The following is a 22167-nucleotide window of genomic DNA, read 5'->3' as shown; positions in this document are numbered from 1 at the left end:
CCTCATCCCCTACGGCCCCGGCCGCCGCCCTGGCGGCCGGGATATGGTGTTTTGCGAAACGCCGAAAGACCTCGGCCAACGTCGGGTCCGGCATCCCGTCCGCCGCGCCGAGCAAATGCGCGACTGCTTGGCTGCTCAATCGATTGGTGTCTCTTGCCGGCGACACCGGTTCTACGACCGGGCCGGCTCGATGCCCCGCTGCCGCATAGCCCTCCGCACGGATGCGCACCTGTGTCGCGATCTTCATGACGCCCTCGCGCTCGAGCGATCGAGTCAGGTCTTCGATCAGAAAGCGTGCGCGGGTGACCCAGGCCGGCGAATCCAGCACGAGCGTCAAGACTCCCCCGGAAAGGGTAGCGTCGCGGCAATGCGTACGCAGCGGATCCGGCAACCGATTCAGCACCATTCCCAGCAGCGCCAGCTCGCGGTCTCTGTGCTCTAGATGCTTACGGATCAATCGGTTGGATTGCAGAAGCTCGCGGACATGAGCCAATCTCGGATGAAGCATCGGAGGTAATCCTCGACATGCAAATGGCTGAGCGAGAGTCATCCCGATGGTTGCTCGCGCCGAAAAACGAATCGACCTGAGCCACGATTGTGGCGACAATCAAGCTTTGTGCCCAGTGCCCATCCAGTTTAGTAAAGAAGCAGAGGGAAGACGATGCACCACCTCGACCGAAGAAAAACCGATCGCGGACAGGCCGTTATAACACTCTTGGCCGTTACCCTGTTCACCGTAGCTGGCGTAGGATTAGGATTCTGGATCGGGCACTACCAAAATCTGACGACACTTGTCGACAACTCTGCTCAGCCGGCGCTCGTTCCCCGAGCCTCGCCCGCACCTCTCCCTCCCGTATCCGAACCCGCTACATCCGATGACCTCGATGCAATCGCCGCCCGCGTTGGTGAAATTCAAGCCGAGCTGTTCAGGCTCAACGCGCTCGGCGAACGACTGGTTCAGATGTCCGGACTGAACCCCGAAGAGTTCGATTTCGAGAATCCCCCTCCGCAAGGCGGCGCCGAAGACGGCCCGGCGCGTGATTTCACGATCCGCGAGATCGCCAGCGAGCTCGGCAGCATGGTCAGCTTGGTGCAGGATCGCCAACGCAAGCTCGAGGTCATCGAAGACGTCATCATGGAGAAGGGGCTCACGGCCCAGGTGATGCCGTCGGGTTGGCCGGTCCGCTCCGGTTACATCACCTCGAGATTCGGTTTTCGGGTGCATCCCATCAAGAAGAAACGCCTCTTTCACGACGGTGTCGACTTCGCAAGTCCACGCGGTACACCGATCGTCGCCGTCGCCGACGGTGTCGTGACCTTCAGCGGTCGCAAGGGCGGTTACGGGCGAATAGTCGACATCCGGCATGTCAACGGGCTGGTCACCCGCTATGCCCACAACCAGGACAATTTCGTCAAAGAAGGCCAGATGGTCCGCCAAGGGCAGAAGATCGCGACGGTCGGTTCCTCCGGGACCGCGACCGGTCCGCATGTACATTTCGAGGTTCTCAAGGACGGCAAGGCGGTTGATCCATTCCGCTATATCGACCGTCAGCCCAGGCCCGTGTTGGCCAGCGCGTCCGAGGATCAACCCGGCTAAACCGCGCCCAGTGCGGTATGCGAGGTTTTTGGATGGGATCGGCCCCGGCAGACTTGACGGCCGCTGGAGCCGGCGCGGTTTAAGATTTTAAGAACAGATCATTTTAAACCGCGCCAGCTCCGACAGCCGTCGGAGCTGGCGCGGCCAATCCATTCCAATAAATGACGCATACCGCACCGGGCGCGGTTTAGTGCAGGCAATGGCCGCCGACCCCGACCCCGGGCGCGCATCCGATGCCACCTGCGGTTGTCATTGAATTCCGGTATCATGCCGGGATTTTCCCGACAGGTCTCAAACGTATCCGATGGTCAAGCATCTGTTCAAGAAGGTCTTCGGCAGCCGGAATGACCGGCTCGTCAAGACACTGCTCAAGTCCGTCGCACGGATCAACGCCCTTGAGCCCGAGCTCGAGTCACTCTCCGATCAAGCCCTGGCTGCAAAGACCACGGAGCTTCGCGAGCGTCTCGCTGCGGGTGCCGAGCTCGACAGCCTGATCCCGGATGCCTTCGCGGTCGTGCGCGAGGCGTCGAAGCGGACGCTCGGCCTGCGTCACTTCGACGTGCAGATGGTCGGCGGCATGGTGCTCAACGACGGCAAGATCGCCGAGATGCGCACCGGCGAGGGCAAGACCCTGGTCGCGACCCTCTCGGCCTACCTCAATGCACTCCCGGGCAAGGGCGTTCACGTCGTCACCGTCAACGACTATCTGGCCAGGCGCGACGCCGCCTGGATGGGGCAGATCTACCATTTCCTCGGTCTGTCCACAGGCGTCATCAATTCATCGGGCGGTACAGGTCCGGACTCCGCGTCCTACCTCTTCGACCTGAGCTACGAGCCGCCGGTCGGTCAGGGTTACCGCCACATGCGCCCGGTCTCCCGCAAGGAGACCTATGCCGCGGATATCACCTACGGCACCAACAACGAGTTCGGGTTCGACTATCTGCGCGACAACATGGCATTTGTAGCCGAGCAGCGCGTGCAGCGCGACCCCTTCTACGCGATCGTCGACGAGGTCGACTCCATCCTCATCGACGAGGCGCGCACCCCGCTCATCATCTCAGGGCCCTCCGAAGGCAGTACGGATCTCTACAAGCAGGTCGACAAGATCATTCCGCGCCTGACCCGCCAGCCCCCGATCACCAACGAAGAGGGTCAACCCGACTTCGGTCCCGGCGATTATTCGGTCGACGAGAAGGCGCGCCAGGTCTATCTGAGCGAGGAAGGTCACGAGCACGTCGAGCAGATGCTGGTGGAGATCGGACTCCTCGCCGAGGAAGGCGGTCTCTACGATCCGGCCAACATCGCCCTGATGCACCACGTTTACGCGGCGCTGCGTGCGCATGCATTGTTTCAAAAGAACGTCGAGTACATCGTGCGCGACGGTCAGATCATCATCGTCGACGAGTTCACCGGGCGCACCATGCCGGGCCGGCGCTGGTCGGAGGGTCTGCATCAGGCGGTCGAGGCCAAGGAAGGGGTCGCGATCCAGCCCGAAAACCAGACGATGGCCTCGATCACCTTCCAGAACCTCTTCCGGCTCTATCCCAAGCTCTCGGGCATGACCGGCACGGCGGATACCGAGGCCTACGAGTTCCAGCAGATCTACGGTCTGGAGGTCGTGGTTATCCCGACCAATCAGCCGATGGTCCGCGAGGATCGAGGCGACCTCGTCTATCTGACCCAGGAGGAGAAGTACGAGGCCATCGTCGAGGATATCCGCGACTGCATCGCCCGCGGTCAGCCTGCCTTGGTGGGCACCGCCTCGATCGAGACCTCGGAGCTGATCGACCGACTGCTCGTGGAGCAGAAGATCCCGCATGAGGTCCTCAACGCCAAGCAGCACGAGCGCGAGGCCGGGATCATCGCCCAGGCCGGCCGCCCCGGCGCCGTCACCATCGCCACCAACATGGCCGGTCGCGGGACCGACATCGTGCTCGGCGGCAATCTCGAGGCCGAGCTCGAGGAGGCCGGTCCCGACGCGGATCGCGACGCCATTCGCGCCGCTTGGAAGGCGCGCCACGCCGAAGTCGTGGCCGCCGGGGGACTGCATGTCGTGGGCACCGAGCGGCACGAGTCCCGTCGTATCGACAACCAGTTGCGCGGTCGCTCCGGTCGCCAAGGCGACCCGGGCTCCTCGCGTTTCTATCTGTCGCTCGAAGACAACCTGATGCGCATCTTCGCCTCCGATCGCGTCGGCAAGATGATGCAGAAGCTCGGTATGCAGAAGGGCGAGGCGATCGAGCACCCCTGGGTGACGAAGGCGATCGAGAACGCCCAGCGTAAGGTCGAGGGCCGCAACTTCGATATCCGCAAGCAGCTGCTCGAATACGACGACGTCGCCAACGATCAGCGCAAGGTCATCTATCGCCAACGGCGCGAGCTGATGGACAGCGTCGATGTCTCGGATACCGTGACCGCGATGCGCGACGATGCCCTGAGGCGTCTGATCAATACCTACGTCCCGCCCGAAAGCCTCGAAGAGCAATGGGATGTCGAAGGGCTCGGTGCCGCCTTAAGCGAGCACTTCGGTGGTGACTGGCCGATCCGCAAGTGGCTCGACGAGGACGACTCGCTTCACGAAGAGACGCTGCGTGCGCGGATCCACGACACCCTGGCCGGTGCCTACACCGAGCGCGAGCAGCTTATCGGCTCGCCGACCATGCGCCAGATCGAGACGGCGGTCATGCTCCAGACCCTGGATACCCACTGGAAAGACCATCTCGCCGCGATGGACTATCTGCGACAAGGGATCCATTTACGCGGCTACGCTCAGAAGAATCCCAAGCAGGAGTACAAACGCGAGGCATTCGAGATGTTCTCCGCGATGCTCGACAGCATCAAGCACGATGTCGTGGCCACGCTCGCCAAGCTCCAGGTGCAGACGCAGCCCGGAACAGAGGCCCAGCCGGTCGCTGCCCTCGGGGCGGCCCCTGTTCGAGAGAGGGAGTTCGAGTTCAAGCACGAGCGCTTCGAGGGTCTCGGACAGGGTCTAGGTTCCGCGGACGATGCGGAGGCCGAAGGCCGCGACCGGTCGAGCGCACGCGGCGCCGAGGCCGCGCATGCTCAACCCTATGTCCGCGGCGATCGCAAGGTCGGGCGTAACGAGCCCTGTCCCTGCGGTTCGGGTAAGAAGTACAAGCAATGCCACGGCAAGGCGAGTTGACCGACGCCATGACGTCGTCCGATCCCAGCGTCCCCGGCCAATCGCGCGACCTGATCTGGCATCCCGTCGGCGGTATCCGTCTGGCCGCCGGCGCGGCGGGTATTCGTTACCGGGACCGCGACGATCTGGTGGTCATGGAGCTCGTCGCCGGCAGCCGATGCGCCGCCGTCTTCACGCGCAACGCCTTCTGCGCCGCGCCCGTGCGGGTCGCCAAGACCCACTTGGGTCAGGCGATGCCGCGATACCTGCTGATCAACGCGGGCAATGCCAACGCCGGCACAGGTCGGCGTGGCATGGTGGACGCTGCGACGAGCTGCGCGGCACTTGCCGACGTCGGCGCCTGTGCCGCGGAGGAGGTCCTGCCCTTCTCGACCGGCGTGATCGGCGAGCACCTGCCGGTCGCTCGCATCGCCGCGGCATTGCCTGACCTGCTCCGTCGATTGGATGCTTCCGCATGGCCGGTCGCCGCGCGGGCCATCATGACGACGGACCGGGTGCCCAAATTGGTCTCGCGCCGCTTCGAGATCGACGGGCGCACCGCCTCGATGACCGGGATCGCAAAGGGCGCCGGGATGATCTGTCCGAACATGGCGACCATGCTCGCCTTCATTGCGACCGATGCCGCCGTGGCGCCCGATCTGCTCCAGGCCTGCTTGCGCTCGGCGGTCGCCCGGTCGTTCAATGCGATCACGGTCGACGGCGACACCTCGACCAACGATGCCTGCGTGCTCGCTGCAACCGGGGCCTGCGGGAACTCGGAGATCCGCGACGGCGCGTCGCCGGCATACGCTGCACTTCAGTGCGCTGTCGATGCGGTCTGTGTCGAGCTGGCGACCGCCATCGTTCGCGATGCCGAGGGTGCGACCAAGCTGGTGACCGTACAGGTCGAAGGCGCGGCCGATGTCGAGGAGGCCCGCGCGGTCGCCTACACCATCGCCCATTCGCCCCTGGTAAAGACGGCGCTCTTCGCGTCCGATCCCAACTGGGGCCGCATCCTGGCCGCCGTCGGGCGTGCGGGTCTTCGTGATCTCGACATCGATCGGATCCGCATTCACCTCGGCGCGGTCTTGATCGTCGATGCCGGCGGTCGCGCACCCGACTATACCGAGGAGGCCGGAGCCGCCGTCATGGCCGAGCCCGAGATCCTGATCCGCGTCTCGCTTGGCCGGGGTCCGGCCGAGGCGCAGGTTTTGACCTGCGACCTCTCCTACGACTACGTTCGGATCAACGCCGAATACCGCAGTTGAGCGTCGAGCCGCTTCATGTGATGGTCGGCGCGATTTCCGACCCGGCGGGACGCGTGCTGGTCACCAAACGCCCGGATCACGTCCATCAGGGCGGGCTGTGGGAGTTTCCCGGCGGCAAGCTCGAGCCCGGCGAATCACCCGAGCACGGTCTGGCGCGCGAGCTGGAAGAGGAGCTCGGCATCGAGGTCCGCGAGAGCCGACCGCTCATCCGCATCCGACACCATTACGGTGACCGGCATGTCCTGCTGGATGTCCGGCACGTACAGTCCTACGCGGGCACTCCGGCTGGGCTGGAGGGTCAACCCCTCGCCTGGCAAGCCCCCGAGACGATGGATCCAGCCTGCTTTCCAGCGGCCGATCGTCCCATCATCACCGCTTTGCGCCTGCCCGGGCGCATGCTGATCACGGGTTTTGATCCACTCGACCCCGAGGTCTTTCTGGCGCGGCTCGCGTGCGCCGTCGCGGGGGGAATCACGCTCGTTCAACTGCGCGCGCATGAGCTGAATCAGGCGGCCTACCGCGACTTGGCGCGGCGCGCCTTCCTGCTCTGCGAGCAAGGCGGTGCACGTCTTCTCCTGAATCGCGATCCGCAGGAGACGCTGGATGTCCCGCGTCACGGCCTGCACCTCGGAGGGCAGTCGCTCGCCCGACTGAGCGAGCGCCCGGGTCGGCCCGACGAGCTGGTCGGGGCCTCCTGTCACAACGCCAATGATCTCGTGCGCGCGGCGCGCCTCGGGCTCGACTACGCGCTGCTCTCGCCCGTCAATCCGACCGCCTCGCACCCGGACGCCGAGCCCCTCGGCTGGCGCAGCTTCGCCGAGCTTGCCGACGCGGCGACACTCCCGGTTTATGCGCTTGGCGGTTTGACCGGAGCGGATCTGGATGTCGCCCGTGAGCATGGCGCCCAGGGTGTGGCGGCGATTCGCGGCTTTTGGCCGATCGACTGATCCTTTAGGGGCTGTGCGTGCGAATAAATTCGCACCTACACGCCGGTCGTTCCTTCCCGGAAATCACCTTAATGTGCCCCCGGCGAATGCTCGCTCATGGGCGAGTCCTCGTCGGGATCCTCCTCGGTGCCGGGGATTCGGTGATTCTCGTCGAGCCACTCGCCCAGATCGACCAAACGGCAGCGCTTGCTGCAGAAGGGGCGCCAGGGCGATTCCGGGCCCCACACGACCGATTTACCGCAACGCGGACAGGAGACGATTGTGGCCATGGCTAAACCGCGTCCCAAGCGAAAATCGATGCTTTGTTGGTGAGCGCAGCTCGGTGCACGCCGACGAATCCGTGCTGGACGCGGTTTGGGAATGAATCCGTATCATCTGAACCGCGTCCACTGATGAGGTGGTTGATGGGTGCCTGGCCAGCGCGCGAGTCGGAGCAGTGCATACTGTGCAGGACGCGGTTCAAAAGACACAGCAGGTGAGCTTGAAGGGGATGTTTTCCGGGATCTGCGACGGCCGCCCTTGAGATCCGGTCTTCATGAAACGGATGCTGAAGCGGCTCTTGTGTCCGCTGATCTCCGGATAGAGTGCGCCGGACCCGTTGATGCCGACCCGCACCAACTGCGCAGGCGCCTGTACATCGAGTGCCTCCTGGAAGAAACCGGCTTCCGCGAGCACCTGACGCGGCGATGCGCTGGTACGAGCGAGGGAAAGGACCAGACGGATCGCCCGCTCCGCCGGTCGCAGATCCTGAAGCCAGTGGTCGAGCCGTGCTTGCCTGACCTCCGGCGCCTGGATGAGCCAATGATGGAACTGCGGCAGATCGAAGCTGCAGGCTCCGCCCGGAATGCTGCTGCGCTGGGCGACGCTCTTGAGAAGATCGTCCTCGCGGGCGATCTGCCCGATGGGTCCGGATAGCCGATGGACGCCGCCTACGGCATCCGCAAGGTCACCGAGCACCCGGTCCAATGCCCGCGGATCGACACCGGGCTGATCGCCGAAGCGCTTGAGCGTGCTCATGTTGCGATCGAGCTCCTTGAGCAGCTCGTTCTTCACATCCGCGCGTGCGGTCACCGAGGCGATGTCGAGGAGGGTCTCGACGGCCACCCGGGTTGCCCAGGCGTCGTACTGAGGCGCGAAATGGTTGAGCCGCTCGAACAGATGCTCGATCCGCAGGAAGGTGCGGACGCGCTCGTTCAGCGGATGCTCAAAGGTCATCAGTGTGGACACAAAGGCGCCTCGGGGCTCGGCGCGATCCGGATCCGGTCATCTCGGTTCGGTCGGCGCGGTAATCGTTCGAATGTGGCGCACCACGCGATGCGGTGCGCGCTACCATGGCCGGAATTCTCCCGATTTCGCGAGGGGTTGTCACGCCCGCGCCGATCATCCGATCATTCCGCCGGCGGCCACGCGTCTCAGGCTAATCCTTCGGGACTGATCGCGGCGACGGTTTCGCCCCGAAGCGCCGCGGGATAGTCGCGATCGATGGACGCGAGACCCTGATGATACTTCCGACCGGCGAGGGCGACCCTCACCATTTGATCGGGTGCGGCCAGATGGCGGTTGACCCGCATCGGCACTTTTTCCAGGGCGACATGGGCCTGCTCGGCGAACGAGCGCACAAACTCCCGAAGCGGAAGTGCCGTCGGCGTCAGGGGATGCATGCAGTCGTGCAGGTCATGCGGATTATCGACCCAGATCCGCGGCTGCATGGCCTGATAGTCGGGGGTGCCTGGGGAGGGCGTGCAGACGGTGAAGCTGCACTGCACCGGAGGCAGTTGGCGGACATAGTCGCGCAGTCTCGCGAACTCGAGCGCCCCGTACTCGGGTTGCACCATGAAGGCGGCATGCACGGCCACGTCCATGGCGCGCAGGCGTTCCAGCGCACGTTCGTTGGCGGCGATCGTTCCGCCTTTGGCCGCGCGCTTGAGCTCCGCGTCGCTCGGGAACTCGAAGCCGAGAAAGGCCGCATCCAGGCCGATCTCGCGCCAGCGGCGCAGCAGCTCCGGGGAGCGGTTGACGGTGGTGGCGCGAGTCCAGGCGAAGTAGCGTTTCTTCACGCCGCGTGCGTCCAGGGCTTCGGCAAGCGCCCACGCGAAAGGCTCGTCGATGAAGTTCTCGTCGTCGCAGAAATAGACGTGATCGACATCCAGGGAGGCGATTTCATCGACCACGGACTGCACCGGACGCGTTCGGTGGAGACCGCCGCACAGATGCGGCACGATGCAGAAGGAGCACTTCATGCGGCAGCCCCAGGAGGTGCGGACCATCGACACCCTCGGGAACAAGGGATGCCAGCGCGGCAGCTTCTCGCCGGTCCAGATGCTGCGGTAATGGCGGGTGTCCCAGAGGTCGCGTCTGGGCAGCGGCAGCAGGGCGGGATCCGGAAACCGAGGCCAGATGCGTTCCTCGTCGTCGCGCCAGGTTTGACCCGGCAGCAGCACCTGCGGGATGCCTTCCAGCCCGTGGCCGGCGGCAAGCGCATGGACGATGTGCGCGAAGGGTACGCAACCCTCGCCGCGGACCACGGCATCGATTGCCGTGATCCGATAGTCCCTGGGGGCGACGGTCGCGTGATGGCCGCCGACGACGATGGCTGTCCCGGGCAATGTTCGGCGCACGCGGCGGGCGATCCGTTTGACGCTGGACGCCTCGTGGCTGTAGCCGGTGATGCCGACCAGGTCCGGGCGGAAGCGCCGCAGGCTCTCGATCAGGGCGAGCTCGGGCCAAGCAGCCAGGCGCAGATCCAAGATCCGTGTTTCGTGCTCGGGGCCCGCCGCGGCGGCCAGGTAGCCGAGCTCGAGCGGCTCCATGCGCTGAAAGGCTTGAAGACCGAGAACGGACCTCAGTCGGGCCTTGGGTTTGATCAGGAGAATGCGCATGCGGATGGACCTCTTCGGCCCCCCTCGGGAGCGCGGGTGGAGCGCGTTCGATGCTCGGGACCGAACGCGACGATCGCGTCTCAGGTCACTCGAGCGACCATGCGGCGGTTGCGGGTCAATCGGGCCCATGCCTTTCCGGTGGCGAACCAGGCGACATAGAAGCCCTCGATCAGCCAGCGATGCAGCGACGACGGGCGCAAAGCGGTAGCGACATCCTCGGCGGCGCAGAGGCGGTATCTCAAGCCGAGGCTGGTGGCCATTTGGCCGACTCGCGCCAAGTGATAGCGATTGGAGATCAGCGTCATCGGCTCGCGCGAGGCGTTCTCGGCCAACAGTTCGCGCACGTTGCGCAGATTCGTCAGGGTGTCGCGCGAGGTCTGCTCAAGCACGATGCGACGTTCGTCGCAGCCGGGGATGTCGCACAGCAGCTGCTTGCCGGCCTCGGCTTCGGTGATGCGCGCGCCTCCCGTGCGGCCCCCGAGGATCAGGATCCGGCCGCTCGGCCCGGTCGTAAGCCGTGCCGCCGTTTCGAGTCGTGCCCGATAGTCCCGGTCAGGTCCGTCGTCGACCAATCGCTTGCCGAAGACCACGATCAGGTCGGTCGGGTCCTCCGTCTTGGTCCGAAGGCCCACCATGAGGACCCGGGCAAGAGCGAACAGGAACGGCAGCCCCAAAGCCGCGATTCCGACCAGGCAGGTTAGTGCGAAGGTTCCGATCTCGTCGCGATCGATCGGTGCGGGTGTGCGCACGGTGTCTTGACGATCCAGACTACAGCATCGCTAGGTTTGCTCGTATTTGGTTGTCGAGGTTCGCGACCCAGCTGTTGTAGTTGGAATGGATCGTCCGCTTCTCCTCGTTGTACTTGAGGTTGGTGCTGGCGCTGTAGCGAATGCTGTAGCTGGACGTGGAGAAGGGGATCTCGACCTTCGCCATATGGTCACGGAGGAAGATGGTACCGACGACCATGCCCGGGCCGGTTTCCTGCATCGCCCATCCCAAGCTGTTGCCGGCGCCCTGGATCGCTTTGCTGATCTGGGGCAGCGTGGCGCCCGGCGGGATCGGACGCGTGTCGAGGTCTCGGATCGGCGCGGTCCGACAGCCGCCGAGACCGATGACGCTCACGGCCATGACCAGCAGCATGAGCATCCGTATGGTGAAGAGCCCCCGATACCCGGGAGCACGGTTCCGGCCTTGCATACCGAGCGCGATCTCGCTGTCCATTTGAGTCCTCTTATCGTCATCGTGACCACCGCCTCGCTTGCGTCCTTCAGGTCGCCGTGCGGTGGGTTCTTGTTTTCATCGCCCGAGAGCTGAAAGACGGTGGTTCGTTTCCCGCTCAGTCGATGTCGCGCAGCGCTGCGGCCCCGCCTTTCGCCGGTCCGTCCGCGCGGTCGAGCGAGCGCAGCAAGCCCGTCGGATACAGGCCGCGGCGCAGCAGCTTTGCGCCGACCAGCCGGATGATGCTCCAAGTGTCGCGCCAGGGCCGGTAGTGGCTGAGACGCCGGTCCGGCAGGTAACGGGTCAGGATGGGGACGCTGCGGATCTCGGCGCCCGCGGCGACGCCGTCGATAAGGAGCTCGGTCTCGAAGGCGAAACCGGCGTTGCGGCGCGGTCGCACGCTCAAGCGCGCGAGCACTGCAGCCGGATAGAGCCTGAAGCCGGACTGGGTATCCTCGATGCGACGCCCGCAGGCCCAGGAGATCCAGAAGTCGGCGACCTCGTTGGCAAATCGGCGCAGCGGCGGTGCCGCCTCTCGGGCTTCGGTCCGTGCGGCGATGACGATGGCATCGGGTGCGCGCATCGCGGCCCGCTCCAGGCGGGGGATGTCGCCTGCGCAGTGCTGACCGTCGGCATCGATGGTGACAATGCGTCGGCCGCCGCAGGCGAGGGCACGGGAGATGCCGCTGGCCAAGGCGAAGCCTTTGCCGCGATTGCTCCTGTGCCGGATCAGCTCCAGGATCGGCGCGGCGGCGTCCTCCGTCTCCAGTGCGCGAATCAGGGTCGCGGTGGTATCCGTGGAGCCGTCGTCGACAAGGATGATGCCATCGAGGTCCAGCCGACGAACGGCTGTGACGACCTCCCGGATCGTCCGTGCCTCGTTGAAGGCCGGGATGACAACGATGGTTCCTTTCATGCCATTGCGCCGTTTAGGTTGATGATTTGTCCCGACAGATAGCCGGAATCGCCGGTCACCAGATAGGCGACCAGATCGGCGACCTCCTCAGGTCTCCCGACCCGACCCATCGGCACCAGACGCCGTATCGTCTCCGCATCGAAGAGCCCTTCGGCATCCGTCCCTCCGATAATCCCCGGAGCGATCGTGTTGACCGTGACGCCTCGCGATGCCAGCTCCAGCGCCAGGGCTTTGGTGGCGCCGTGCAGTCCGGCCTTGGCCGCGGCATAGTTGACCTGGCCGCGATTGCCCATGACGCCCGCGACCGAGCCGATGTTGATGATTCGGCCCCAGCGCTCGCGAATCATCGGCAGGAGCAGGGGCTGGGTAACATTGTAGAAGCCCAGCAAGGCGACGTCGACGACGCGTGACCATTGCTCCGGCTTCATGCCGGCCAACGGCGCGTCGTCGTGGAGTCCTGCATTGTTGACCAGTACCTGAATCGGACCCTGCGCGAGGACCCCCTCGAGTGCGTCGCGGGCGGCGTCGCCGTCGCGCACGTCGAAGACGACGGCCTCGGCACGGCCGCCTGCCGCATGTATCGCATCGCGGACGGACTCGGCATGTTCCGGGCGGCTGTGTCCGTGCACATAGACCATCAGCCCCTCGCGGGCCAGGCGCCGTGCGATGCACGCACCGAGCGCGCCGCTTGCACCCGTGACCAGCGCGCGTTTCATGCGGCCTCCGTGGCGACGCTCACCAGGGTAATGCGGCCGCGCACGCAGATGCGGTTGTCCGCGGTCAGCTCGAAGCGGTAGACGGCATTGATTCCGGCGCGTGCTTCGAGCCACGCCGTGACCTGGAGCGGAGTCGGCAGTCGGTCGAGTCGCGCGACCTTCAGGTCCAAGTCACGCACGGCTCCGAGCAGCAGGGCCGCTTCGCCGTCGAGGACATCGGACAGGACGCCGTGCGCAGCCGCGGCTTGTGCGGCATATTCTACGCCGTGCGCCGCGGACAGGATGCCGTCGCGACGCAGCGGATTGCGCGGGTTGCGGTGGGAATCTGTCGCGCAGCGGATGCGGTCTCGATCGTGCTCGAGCACCTGCTCCAGAAGGCACATTGCGCCGGCATGGGGCAGCTTGGCGTAGATGTCTTCGAGCAGGGTCACGCGCCCGGCCCCAGACGGACTTCGAGCTGAAGCCCCGGCCAGTAGGGCAATCGGATCACCGTCGATCGGCCGGCGGCGATGGCCGCGAGCAGCGGCAGTGCGCGAGCCGCGGGGTTGGTCCTACGCAAGGCTTCCAGCGGTGCATCCGGCATTGGGGTGAGTGGCTGCTCGTCTTCGCGCACGGCAAGAGCGCAGGTGGCGTGATCCTCGCTCGGTGCGGCGGCTTCGAGCCACAGTGCACAGGCGAAGGCGCTGCCGAAGGGCCGATGGGGATGCAGTAGCTCCGGTGCGGGTACCTCGAAGGCGACCAACAGCACCGAGCTTGCGGAGCAGGCGACCTGAGTGGCGGCCTCGAGCAGACCGGCCGCGAAGGTGCCGTCGCCCGCGGCGAGACTTGTGGAGGGTCCACGGCAGCCCTCGGCGATCGACCAATAGCCGGAGACCGCGTTGTGCACCGAGTTTTGGAACACTGTCGGCGACGGCGCAACCCGGTGCTGGTAGATGTCCCGACACATGGAGTCGATCAGACCCATGTCCCCGTCGGCGGAGGCGAAGACGGTGGCGAGTGTAGTCGCGTCCTCGTCGTCGCCTCCATGCGGTTGCCCGGCGGTCGCTTGCCGGGCCGCATCCAGGGCGAGCCGGGTCGCCAGTGTCGCGCGGCGACGCTCGTTGGGATTCAGTCCGATCGGTGTCGTGACCTTCAGCGAGTCGGCGATATAGGGCCGATGGCCCGCGAGTACCGGGCGGGCGTCGGTCCAGTCGGCGAGACCGGGTCCGACGATTCCGATCCCGGTCACCGTCAGGCGCATGAAGTTCGTCCGAAGACGAGTGCGCAGTTGTTGCCGGCGAAACCGAAGGCGTTGCTCAACACGCGAGCGATGGGTCGCGGCGCGCTGTCGCGAATCAGGCATGTCGAGAGATCGGGGTCGAAGGTCGTCGTGTTGAGTGTGCCCGGGATCAAACCCTCCCGAAGACAGATCAGCGAAATTACCGCCTCGACCGCTCCGGCTGCGCCCAGGGTATGCCCGGTCCAGCCCTTGGTGGCGCTGGCGACCACGGTCTCGCCGAACACCCTCGCGACGGCCCGGTCTTCCGACAAGTCGTTGGCCGCTGTCCCGGTGCCGTGCAGGTTGATGTAATCGATCGCGTCGGCGCCGAGGCCTGCCGAGTCGAGGGCCGCGCGCATCGCCGACACGGCGCCGTCGCCCTGCGGGTGAGGCGAGGCGATGTGGTAGGCGTCGGTGCTCTCGCCGAAGCCGAGCAGGGACACGCCGTCGTCCTCCGCGTCACCGTCGCCTTCCAGAAGCGCAAAGGCCGCGCCCTCGCCGATGCTGATGCCGGTGCGTCCCTGCCCCCAAGGTGTGCAGGGTGTGGGCGAGAGCAGGCCGAGTGCGTGAAACCCGAGGAGCGTGGTCGCGCACAGTGTATCGACGCCGCCGACGACGGCCGCGTCGCAGAGTCCCGCCGACAAGGCCCGCTGTGCCGCCGCAAAGGTCTTGGCGCCGGAGGAGCATGCCGTGGAGATCACCATGGCGGGTCCGCTCAGGCGCAGCCGACGCCGGCAGTAGTCCGCAAGCGAGACATAGGCGTGGGTAAAGGCGAAGCGCAGATCATCGCCGAGATCGGGCGTGTTCTCCTCGAAGTGGCGTCGGTAACACTGCTCGGTGTGGCGGATGCCGGCCGTGCTGGTGCCCAGAAAGAGGCCGATCCGACTCGGGCCGTGGCGGTCACGAGCCGCCTCGACCTGCTCGACGAAGCCGTCGCCGCCCAGCGCAAGCTCGGCGAGACGGTTGTTGCGACAATCGAACTCGGCGAGACGAGCGGGCAGACGCACCCCATCCAGACCGTCGACGACACCCGCCCATGACTGCACGGACGCCTCCTCCTGCGTCCAAGGACGCAGGCCGGGACGCATCTCGCTCAGGGCTTGAAGGTGAGGTCGGCAGCCGTGTCCCAACGCGGTGGTCAGCGTATAGGCACGGATCCTGGCGGGCGCGATCGGCATGGTTGTTCGGCGGCTGCGTTCCCTGGCGTTGAAAAACCCTGTTTAAACCAGGCCCAGAGCGGTATGCGATGTTTTTGGATGGGATCGGACCCGGCGGACTTGACGACCGCTGGAGCCGGCGCGGTTTCGCCGAGTTTAACCAACAGGCCCGGCCCTCGCCAGCAGCAGCGACAGGACGTAGGCGCACAGGATACCTAGGGTGACGGTGAAACCGATCGCCTGCAGCGCCGGGATCGCGGACAGCGCAAGAAAGCCGAACATGGCGAGGCTCGAACCCGCGCCGACACTGACCGAGAGCAGCGTGCGCAACCGATCCGCCTCGTCGGCGGCCGGGCGATTCAGAAAGAGGCTGTAGTCGACGGCAAGCCCCGCGACCAGGAGCAGCGAAACAAGATGGAAGAGATTGACCGAACCTTGGATCAGGAGCAATAGCGTGAAGGTCCAGACGAGTGCGATGACGATCGGGAGCAGCACCAGACCGATCCGCGCGAGGCTGCGCAGTGCGAGGGCCAAGGCGAGCGCGATGACGACTGCGGCGATCAGGAACTTTTCCACGGTCTCGGCGAAGAATCCGGCCAGCAGATCGGCGGTGCCTTCGCGCAGGTCCAGATACCGGATCCCGAGGCGCTCGGCCAACGCCTCCAGTGGACTGACGGCCTGGTCGGCGACGCCGGACAGGGGTACTAGGCCGAGCCAGGCGTCACCGAGAGGCTGGAGCAGCATCGAAACGCGCGTCCCGATGAGCCCGTCGGCAAGATCGGCGGCCGTCAGGGGCTCGAGACCACGCGAGGCGTCTACATCGGCGACGAAGGGCGCGAGACGTTCGAGGCGAAAGGGCAGCTCGGCGTTGGCGGCCGCCAAGCGCACGGTCAACTCGGCAGGGTCCGGGAGTTCGGCGCGACGCATCGCTTGGGTCTGCGGGCTCGGCAACCAACGCGCGACGTTGTCGAACCCGCCAATCAGTTCTTGCGCTTGGAGAACTTTCAGGTCGGGCAACACCGCCTCCAGACGCTCTAGCACGGTCGCTTCGTCATCCGCCACGACATAGAGCAGACGCGAGACGTCGGGGGCGCCGAGCTGGGCGCGGATCAGACTGTCCTTCTCGATCTCGGCCTGCGGCACCGTGCTCAGCCGGCGGATGTCGGTCTCCCATGGGTTGCCGCCGATCGACAGGACCAGCCCAAGTCCGGCAAGACCGACCAGCAACAGCCCGAGTCCTGCACGCGACGAGCAACGCGGTCGGCGGGCCTGAAGCCTGGTCAGCCAGCGGCGCTCCGGCAACCGATAGTCGACGGGCATGAGCGCCGGCAGTAGGTAGCGGGAGGTCAATGCCGCCGTGATCAGGCCCGCCGCGGCCAGGACGCCGAGCTGCGACAGGCCGTCGAAGCTGGTCCAGGCCAAGGCCGAGTAGCCGAGCACCGTCGTCGCCATGCCCAGGAGCAGCGTGCGCCAGACCGGCTTGGTCTGTCGAGCATCGGCTCCGGCGGCGTGTGCGTAGACGTGCACCGGATAGTCGAGTGCGACCCCGAGCAGGGTGACACCCAAGGCCAGGGTAATGCCGTGCACCGAGCCGAACAGCCAGGACACCAGTGCGGCCCCGACCATGATTCCGCTCAGAAGCGGCAGCATGCCGAGCAGCACCAGCGCCGCGGAGTGGAAGGCGAGGGCCAGGATCCCCGCCGTGGCGATGCCTGCCGCGATGCTCAGCACCAGTGTCTCGGTCTTGATACGTTGCTCCGAGCCGACCGCAAAATAGCCGGGGCCGGCGAGCTCCAAGGTCAGTCCGGTGCTCTCGGGCAGTTGATCGAAGATGTGCTGGATCCGCTCGACCGCGCGGCGTTGCGCCGTGAGATCCGATGCCTGCGCGTGCGTGACCACGACCATCAGTGCGTGGACGCCGTCGGGGCTGAACCAGACCCCATGTCGGCGATCCGGAGTGTGTGGCGGGATCAGTGCGCGCAGCAGTTGGCGATAGCAGGCGGTGGGATCCGCGCCGAAGTGCTCTTTGTCGAGCATGGCCGCGCCCGAGGCCAGCTCCGCGAGGCGCTCTTCGAGTGCGGCACGCAGCCCGGGCTCGGTGAGTGCATCGACGCATGCGCCCGGCGGGCCGATCAGATAGCGGTAGCGGAAGAGGTCCGGGTCCGTCTCGCGCATGGCGAGATCGAGCCCGCCGTTGGCAATCTGCGCGAATCCCTCATCGTTGCGCATCCGCGCAGCCAGCGCCCGGCTCGCGTCGGCCAACGCCTCCGCCGGTCTTTCGCCGCCGATGCGCAGCAGCAGGGTGCGCGCGGCGACGCCGCCGCGCACCTGCGAGAGCAGTACCTCGTCTTGCTGGGACACGCCGCGCGGCAGGAACTGAGACAGATCGGTGCTCGGGCGCAGGTTGAATCCGTTCCAGAGGGCGAGCAGCCCCAGAACGAAAAGCCAGACCGCGAGCAGGATCCAGCGCCGCACTGGCGTGGGCAGCGGCATTGCTTACTCGAGGCCGGTCGGCTCGCGTGCGAGCAGCTGCATCTGCAGGGTGCGCCGGTCCCCGTTCGCCTCCAGCATCTCGATGGTCTCGATCGTCGCCCCGTCGCCGATGATTCGAACGCGCTGGAACAGGGGCGAGAGCGCCATCGCTCGGGGTGCGAGGTCGAGGGTCCACGCCTGCTCTGTCGTGCCGTAGTCAAGCCGATAGTCCGCCCGCAGCGCGGCGAGGTCGCCGGCGAAGGTGGCACGCAGCGCGCCGACCAGGGCCGCCAGTGGCTCGATCTCGGAGACGAGCAGCGCGTCGACGACCTGGTTGCCTCTGATGATCTGCATCCGCTCTCCCACCAGCGCGAAGCCGTTGCCGTCGTCGCTGATGCGGCGGATGCGGTCCGGGGTCTGGTAGACCAAGTTGCCGCGGGTGCCGATGGCGGTGTCGATCAGCCCGGACTCCACACGCTCTTGGTAGGCGACCTCGACACGCTCGACGCGACCGAGACGCTGCATCAGCGCCTGCACGTCGGCGGGCTGTCCGGCTGCGGCCGCTATTGCGATGCAGGCCGAACATAGACCGAGCAGGAGCGATACTGCAGCTTGTCTAGTGCGCACGCTGCGAGATCCTGCGGTGGTCATCCGCATCCTCCCAGAAGTCGTAGAAGTTGAACCAATTCTCGGGTGCCTCGCGGCTGTAATGGGCGAGGCGATCCGCGTAGCGCTGAATCCACTCCTGGAGCGAGGCTTTGCGGCGCTTGCGATCCAGCTCGACCCGCTCGGTGAGGAGCTCGAAATAGACGTCGTAGCGGTTGCCGCCGCGATAGATTCCGAAAGGCAGGATCACGGGTACGCCGGTCACCGCCGCCAGACTCAGCGGGCCGGTCGGAAAGGCGGCGCGGCGACCGAGAAAGTCGCACATCACCGTCGGCTCGCCCGGCATGTGGCGATCGCCGAGCAAGCCGACGATCCGACCGGCCTGGAGGTTCTCCTGCACGGCCAGGAGCGGCTGCGGCGAGGCGAGCGAGATCACCGAGTCGGCGATCGTCGGGTTCAAGGCGTGCAGCAGCTCGGTAATGATGCGGTTGTGGGTCGGATACATGAGGATTTTCAGCGGCATCCGCGCCTCCTCGATGGCGAGCGCGCGCAGGATCTCGAAGCTGCCGAGATGGGAGCCGAGCAACAGGAAGCCCTCGCCGGCCGCGACCCGGTCGGTGACCAGCTCCGGACGGTGCAGACGGATCTCCAGTAGCTCTCGGCGCCCGGCAAGCAGAAAGACCCGGTCCAGGATGGTCGCCGCAAAGGTGTGGATATGGCGGGTGATGTCCGGCAGCCGGGCTGGTCGGCCGAGGACTTGGGTCAGGAAGCGCCGCGACGCGCGTCGTTGAGGCCCGGCCTTGATCAGGAAATAGAGCGTAATCGGGTAGAGCAGCACCCGGGCCGGTGTTCGACCCAGATGGAGCGCGATCCAGAGGATCAGCCGAACCGCAAAGGGACTGCCGCGCTCGCCTTGGCTGGACCAGTCGGTCATGGTGCGTGGAGCATGAGCACACCGGAGCAGACCAGCGTCTCCTCGCGCAGACAGGTGAAGCGCACCCCGGTCTGGGGCCCGGCTCCAGGCCCCGTGGTTGTCGGCGTGAAGTGGAGCACCAGGGTGTCGCCGGGCGCGACCGACCGATGGAACTTGACGCTCGGCACCGAGGCCATCGGATTGCCTCCCGAGTCCTCCCATGCGGCAAGCACGAGATCGATCAACATGGATCCGGGCACGATCGGGTGACCCGGGAAATGGCCCTCGAACACCGGATGCTCGAGCGGGATGGAGATCCGGCGAGTCTGCATCCTGCTAAACCGCGTCCAAAGAGAAATGCGTAATTTTCATTTTGTGTCGGGCTCAAGGATTTTTCCGCCCTTTGTGGGGACGCGGTTTTAGGTTCGATACTTTTTTCAACTTTAAACCGCGCCAGCTCCGACAGTTGTCGGAGCTGGCGCGGCCAAACCAATCCAACAAACGACGCATACCGCACCGGGCGCGGTTTAGTCTGCATCTCGTTCGCCTAGGGTCGCGTTCTCCAAAATCCGCAGCAGGCTCTCCCGAGGCAGTTTGCCGGCCTCGTTCCGGGGCAGGCAATCGACGAAGACAACCCGGCGCGGATAGAAGACCGGATCGATGCGGCCCGCCAGTCCGGCAATCAGGGCCTGCCGGCTCAGCCCCGGCGCGACCGCGATCACGGCGAGGCGCCCGACCGGATCCCGGTCCCGGTCGGGTGCCACGAAGACGCCGTCGCACACGCCCTCGATCCCCGTCAGTTTCAGGTTCAGATCGGCTAGCGAGGCGCGCTTGCCGCCGACCTTGAGCATCTCCGCGGTTCGCCCGACGAGACGAAAGCCGCCGTCGCCATCGAAGTCCAAGAGGTCGCCGAGCAGCGTCGGAGCGGGCAGGAAGTCGGCCGTGACGCTGACCCCATCCGTCTCGCGCTGCGGGCGCACGCTCTCGTACCAGGTCCAAGCCGGATCCCTGCAGGTGCGGCGACTGGCGATCGAGCCGGTCTCGGTACTGCCGTAGATCTCGAGCACCTGTGTTGACAGCAGCGACTCGACACGCTCGGCCAACGTCTGCGGCAGCGGGGCGGTCGCCGAGATCACCATGTCCACGGCGGGCCAGGTCAAGCCCGCCTCGACACAGCTCGCGAGATGCACGGGCGTCGTCACCAGGATGCGCGGCGCCGGTGCGTTCGCGAGCGCGTCACGGATGTCCGCCGGAAAGAAGGGGCGGGCGGCGGCCACCGCGGCGCCGGTCGCAAAGGGCACCATGATCGACAGCTCCAAGCCGTACATGTGCTGAGGGACGACGGTGGCGACGATGCTGCACTCGGGGCCGAAGCCGAAGCGCCGTGCTGCTGCGCGGGCGCAACCGACGAGATCGCCCCAGCGCTTCGGATGCGGCCGGGGGTGGCCGGTGCTGCCGGAGGTGAAGCCGATGAAGACTTCGCGGTCGGCCGCGATGAAGGGCATCGCCCGCGTGAAGCAGGCGGGTAAATCCGGCTCCTCGACGAGACAGCGTGGTAGCTCCAGTCCCTCGACCGGCGTGTCGGCGATACAGACGGCGCCGGGATAGTCCAAGCCAATCTCGTGCGCGGTCGTGGCAAGCCGATTCGGCGGGAACAGGCTCACGGCGCCGCGGATCAGCCCGGCCACGAAGGCGAGCGCGAACAGATACCGATCGTTGCAGAGATTGATGAGATAGGGTGCGGCAGGCAGTGTCCGGGCCAGTGCGTCGGCCTTGTTCAGGAACTCCCGATGCGTCACCGCACCGGCCGAGTCGGTCAGAAACAAGGGCCGATCCGCCTGGAATCCGGGCAAGAGCGGCAGTGATTCCGGTGTCTCGGCCACGCGACGGCTCCGCTGGATCAGTGAAGGTCCAGGCGCAGCGATCCGCGCAGGGAAGCGATGAAGGGGGTGTGCTCCAGATCCCGCAGGACCCGACGCCTGATCGGATACTCGAGCACCAAGAGCAGCGCGATCAACGCATAGTTGATGTAGTTGGTGAAGAGCGACCACCAGAAAGGCGAGGCGAAGAGTCCCAAGAGGATGCACTCGAGTCCCAGGATCACGAAGAACAGGGTCCAAACGACGGTGAGGCGGTGCCCGTAATGGGCGACCGGCTCAGGCAGTTCCCCGCGCATCCGCTCGCCGATGCGCGAGATCAGCGCGGTGTGGCCCGGCCGCAGGGTCCGACCGAAGATCCAGGCAAAGGCGAAGCAGATGATCACGGGCGGTAGGCGCAGCAGCAGGTCGGCGTGGCCGGACAAATGCCCGATCACGATGGCGACCGGACACGCAAGCGCGAGCGCGAGAAGGGCCGGAGAACGGGAGCGGCTCGGCAGACTGCCCCAGAGCATCAGACACAGCCATAACAGCGGAACGACAGGGGCACCCAGGGTGGCCCCGAAATGACTCACGAAGGGGTAAGCAATCGCGAGCGCGGTCAGCACGCGCGACGAGAGTGTCATGCCTCGCGCCGTCGAGTTTGGATGTGGGTGGCGAGATTTTTGAGCGAGGCGAAGATCTGCTGCACGTTCGGGTCTTCCGAGCTGATGGTCACGCCGTACTCCTTGGAGACAGCCAGCGCAAGCTCGAGGGCATCGATTGAATCGAGCCCGAGCCCGCTTCCGAAGAGCGCATCGTCCGGGTCGATCCGCGTAATGCCCACCTCCTCGAGTCGCAACGCGCGGATCACCATCTCCTCGACCTGCTCGATCGAGGGTTGCGAAGCTGTTGCCGTTTCTTCCGTCATGCCTAAAATCCGCTCAAAACGCTGTCAGGACCGGTCGTCGTCGAGACGACATGCTGTGTACTCGTTCAGGAGCGCGAGCTTCACCGATCTGGCGACCGAGCCGAACCCCGCGTCCTTCAAAGCGTCGAGGACGACGTTCGGGGACACGCATTGATCCACGGTGTCCCAATAGTACTGCATCAGTCGGCGGGCGTCGCCGCTGCCGCCCAGCCAAGACGCCAGCGTCGGCACCAGGTGCTTCAAGTAGAGCTTGGCGAGGAGGTGCCCGACAGGCGAGCGCGGGGGCACCAT

Annotated in this window: 22 protein-coding genes and 1 pseudogene; 4 read left to right on the top strand and 19 right to left on the bottom strand. The window is 65.9% G+C overall.

From position 1 onward, the window contains the following. Window positions 1–508: DciA family protein (locus GPT33_RS07870; RefSeq protein WP_296807068.1), on the bottom strand; the 508-nt coding region annotated here is incomplete at its 3' end. A gap of 453 nt (window positions 509–961) precedes the next feature. Between GPT33_RS07870 and GPT33_RS07865 the strand changes: the two genes are divergently transcribed. From GPT33_RS07865 to GPT33_RS07850, 4 genes are all read left to right on the top strand, one after another. Beyond that, window positions 962–1597 (top strand): M23 family metallopeptidase, encoded by a 636-nt coding sequence (locus GPT33_RS07865; protein ID WP_296807066.1) that lies wholly within the window; start codon window positions 962–964, stop codon window positions 1595–1597. 304 nt (window positions 1598–1901) lie between these two features. Beyond that, entirely contained in the window at window positions 1902–4760 is a 2859-nt protein-coding gene (secA, locus tag GPT33_RS07860; RefSeq protein ID WP_296807064.1) for a preprotein translocase subunit SecA, read from the top strand. Between the two features lie 8 nt (window positions 4761–4768). Further along, complete coding sequence (gene argJ / locus GPT33_RS07855) at window positions 4769–6007, top strand: bifunctional glutamate N-acetyltransferase/amino-acid acetyltransferase ArgJ (RefSeq protein WP_296807072.1); 1239 nt, start codon at window positions 4769–4771, stop codon at window positions 6005–6007. 20 nt (window positions 6008–6027) lie between these two features. Further along, window positions 6028–6954 (top strand): Nudix family hydrolase, encoded by a 927-nt coding sequence (locus GPT33_RS07850; RefSeq protein ID WP_296807062.1) that lies wholly within the window; start codon window positions 6028–6030, stop codon window positions 6952–6954. A gap of 68 nt (window positions 6955–7022) precedes the next feature. On the opposite strand, the gene yacG is transcribed toward GPT33_RS07850, so the two are convergent. From yacG to GPT33_RS07760, 18 genes and pseudogenes are all read right to left on the bottom strand, one after another. Continuing rightward, entirely contained in the window at window positions 7023–7223 is a 201-nt protein-coding gene (gene yacG / locus GPT33_RS07845) for a DNA gyrase inhibitor YacG (RefSeq protein WP_093189723.1), read from the bottom strand. 190 nt (window positions 7224–7413) lie between these two features. Continuing rightward, window positions 7414–8181: a cell division protein ZapD gene (gene zapD, locus GPT33_RS07840; RefSeq protein ID WP_296807058.1), complete on the bottom strand. Its 768-nt coding sequence runs from the start codon at window positions 8179–8181 to the stop codon at window positions 7414–7416. A gap of 185 nt (window positions 8182–8366) precedes the next feature. Then, complete coding sequence (locus GPT33_RS07835; protein WP_296807056.1) at window positions 8367–9833, bottom strand: radical SAM protein; 1467 nt, start codon at window positions 9831–9833, stop codon at window positions 8367–8369. A gap of 80 nt (window positions 9834–9913) precedes the next feature. Then, the gene (locus tag GPT33_RS07830; RefSeq protein WP_296807055.1) at window positions 9914–10582 is read right to left on the bottom strand and encodes a YdcF family protein; all 669 of its coding nucleotides are present in this window, start codon (window positions 10580–10582) and stop codon (window positions 9914–9916) included. Window positions 10583–10601: 19 nt separating this feature from the next. After that, complete coding sequence (locus tag GPT33_RS07825; protein ID WP_296807053.1) at window positions 10602–11054, bottom strand: hypothetical protein; 453 nt, start codon at window positions 11052–11054, stop codon at window positions 10602–10604. A gap of 115 nt (window positions 11055–11169) precedes the next feature. Then, the gene (locus GPT33_RS07820) at window positions 11170–11967 is read right to left on the bottom strand and encodes a glycosyltransferase family 2 protein (RefSeq protein WP_296807051.1); all 798 of its coding nucleotides are present in this window, start codon (window positions 11965–11967) and stop codon (window positions 11170–11172) included. Beyond that, entirely contained in the window at window positions 11964–12683 is a 720-nt protein-coding gene (fabG, locus tag GPT33_RS07815; protein WP_296807049.1) for a 3-oxoacyl-ACP reductase FabG, read from the bottom strand. The genes GPT33_RS07820 and fabG overlap by 4 nt, the downstream gene beginning before the upstream one ends. Continuing rightward, window positions 12680–13114: a hypothetical protein gene (locus tag GPT33_RS07810; RefSeq protein ID WP_296807047.1), complete on the bottom strand. Its 435-nt coding sequence runs from the start codon at window positions 13112–13114 to the stop codon at window positions 12680–12682. Before GPT33_RS07810 ends, fabG begins: the two co-directional genes overlap by 4 nt. Next, complete coding sequence (locus tag GPT33_RS07805) at window positions 13111–13923, bottom strand: beta-ketoacyl synthase chain length factor (protein WP_296807045.1); 813 nt, start codon at window positions 13921–13923, stop codon at window positions 13111–13113. The genes GPT33_RS07810 and GPT33_RS07805 overlap by 4 nt, the downstream gene beginning before the upstream one ends. Next, the gene (locus GPT33_RS07800; protein ID WP_296807070.1) at window positions 13914–15113 is read right to left on the bottom strand and encodes a beta-ketoacyl-ACP synthase; all 1200 of its coding nucleotides are present in this window, start codon (window positions 15111–15113) and stop codon (window positions 13914–13916) included. Before GPT33_RS07800 ends, GPT33_RS07805 begins: the two co-directional genes overlap by 10 nt. A gap of 141 nt (window positions 15114–15254) precedes the next feature. Further along, entirely contained in the window at window positions 15255–17591 is a 2337-nt protein-coding gene (locus GPT33_RS07795; RefSeq protein ID WP_296807044.1) for an MMPL family transporter, read from the bottom strand. 3 nt (window positions 17592–17594) lie between these two features. Further along, a complete protein-coding gene (locus GPT33_RS07790; RefSeq protein WP_296807042.1) occupies window positions 17595–18197 on the bottom strand; it encodes a LolA-related protein in 603 nt (200 codons plus the stop codon). Further along, window positions 18187–19110 (bottom strand): lipid A biosynthesis acyltransferase, encoded by a 924-nt coding sequence (locus GPT33_RS07785; protein WP_296807040.1) that lies wholly within the window; start codon window positions 19108–19110, stop codon window positions 18187–18189. Before GPT33_RS07785 ends, GPT33_RS07790 begins: the two co-directional genes overlap by 11 nt. Beyond that, window positions 19107–19421 (bottom strand): hypothetical protein, encoded by a 315-nt coding sequence (locus GPT33_RS07780; RefSeq protein WP_296807038.1) that lies wholly within the window; start codon window positions 19419–19421, stop codon window positions 19107–19109. Before GPT33_RS07780 ends, GPT33_RS07785 begins: the two co-directional genes overlap by 4 nt. Before the next feature lie 195 nt (window positions 19422–19616). Continuing rightward, complete coding sequence (locus GPT33_RS07775; protein ID WP_296807036.1) at window positions 19617–20972, bottom strand: AMP-binding protein; 1356 nt, start codon at window positions 20970–20972, stop codon at window positions 19617–19619. Between the two features lie 17 nt (window positions 20973–20989). After that, window positions 20990–21592, bottom strand: coding sequence for a hypothetical protein (locus GPT33_RS07770; RefSeq protein ID WP_296807034.1), 603 nt, complete (start codon window positions 21590–21592; stop codon window positions 20990–20992). Continuing rightward, window positions 21589–21876 (bottom strand): phosphopantetheine-binding protein, encoded by a 288-nt coding sequence (locus tag GPT33_RS07765; RefSeq protein WP_296807032.1) that lies wholly within the window; start codon window positions 21874–21876, stop codon window positions 21589–21591. The genes GPT33_RS07770 and GPT33_RS07765 overlap by 4 nt, the downstream gene beginning before the upstream one ends. A 24-nt stretch (window positions 21877–21900) precedes the next feature. Beyond that, a pseudogene (locus GPT33_RS07760) lies at window positions 21901–22167 on the bottom strand (methyltransferase type 11); the annotation flags it as partial.

It is taken from the genome of Thiocapsa sp., from assembly GCF_011390875.1.
In the GTDB taxonomy this organism is placed as follows: domain Bacteria; phylum Pseudomonadota; class Gammaproteobacteria; order Chromatiales; family Chromatiaceae; genus Thiocapsa.
The sequence above is the reverse complement of the archived record's forward strand: the minus strand, read 5'-3'. Positions and strand labels throughout refer to the sequence as shown.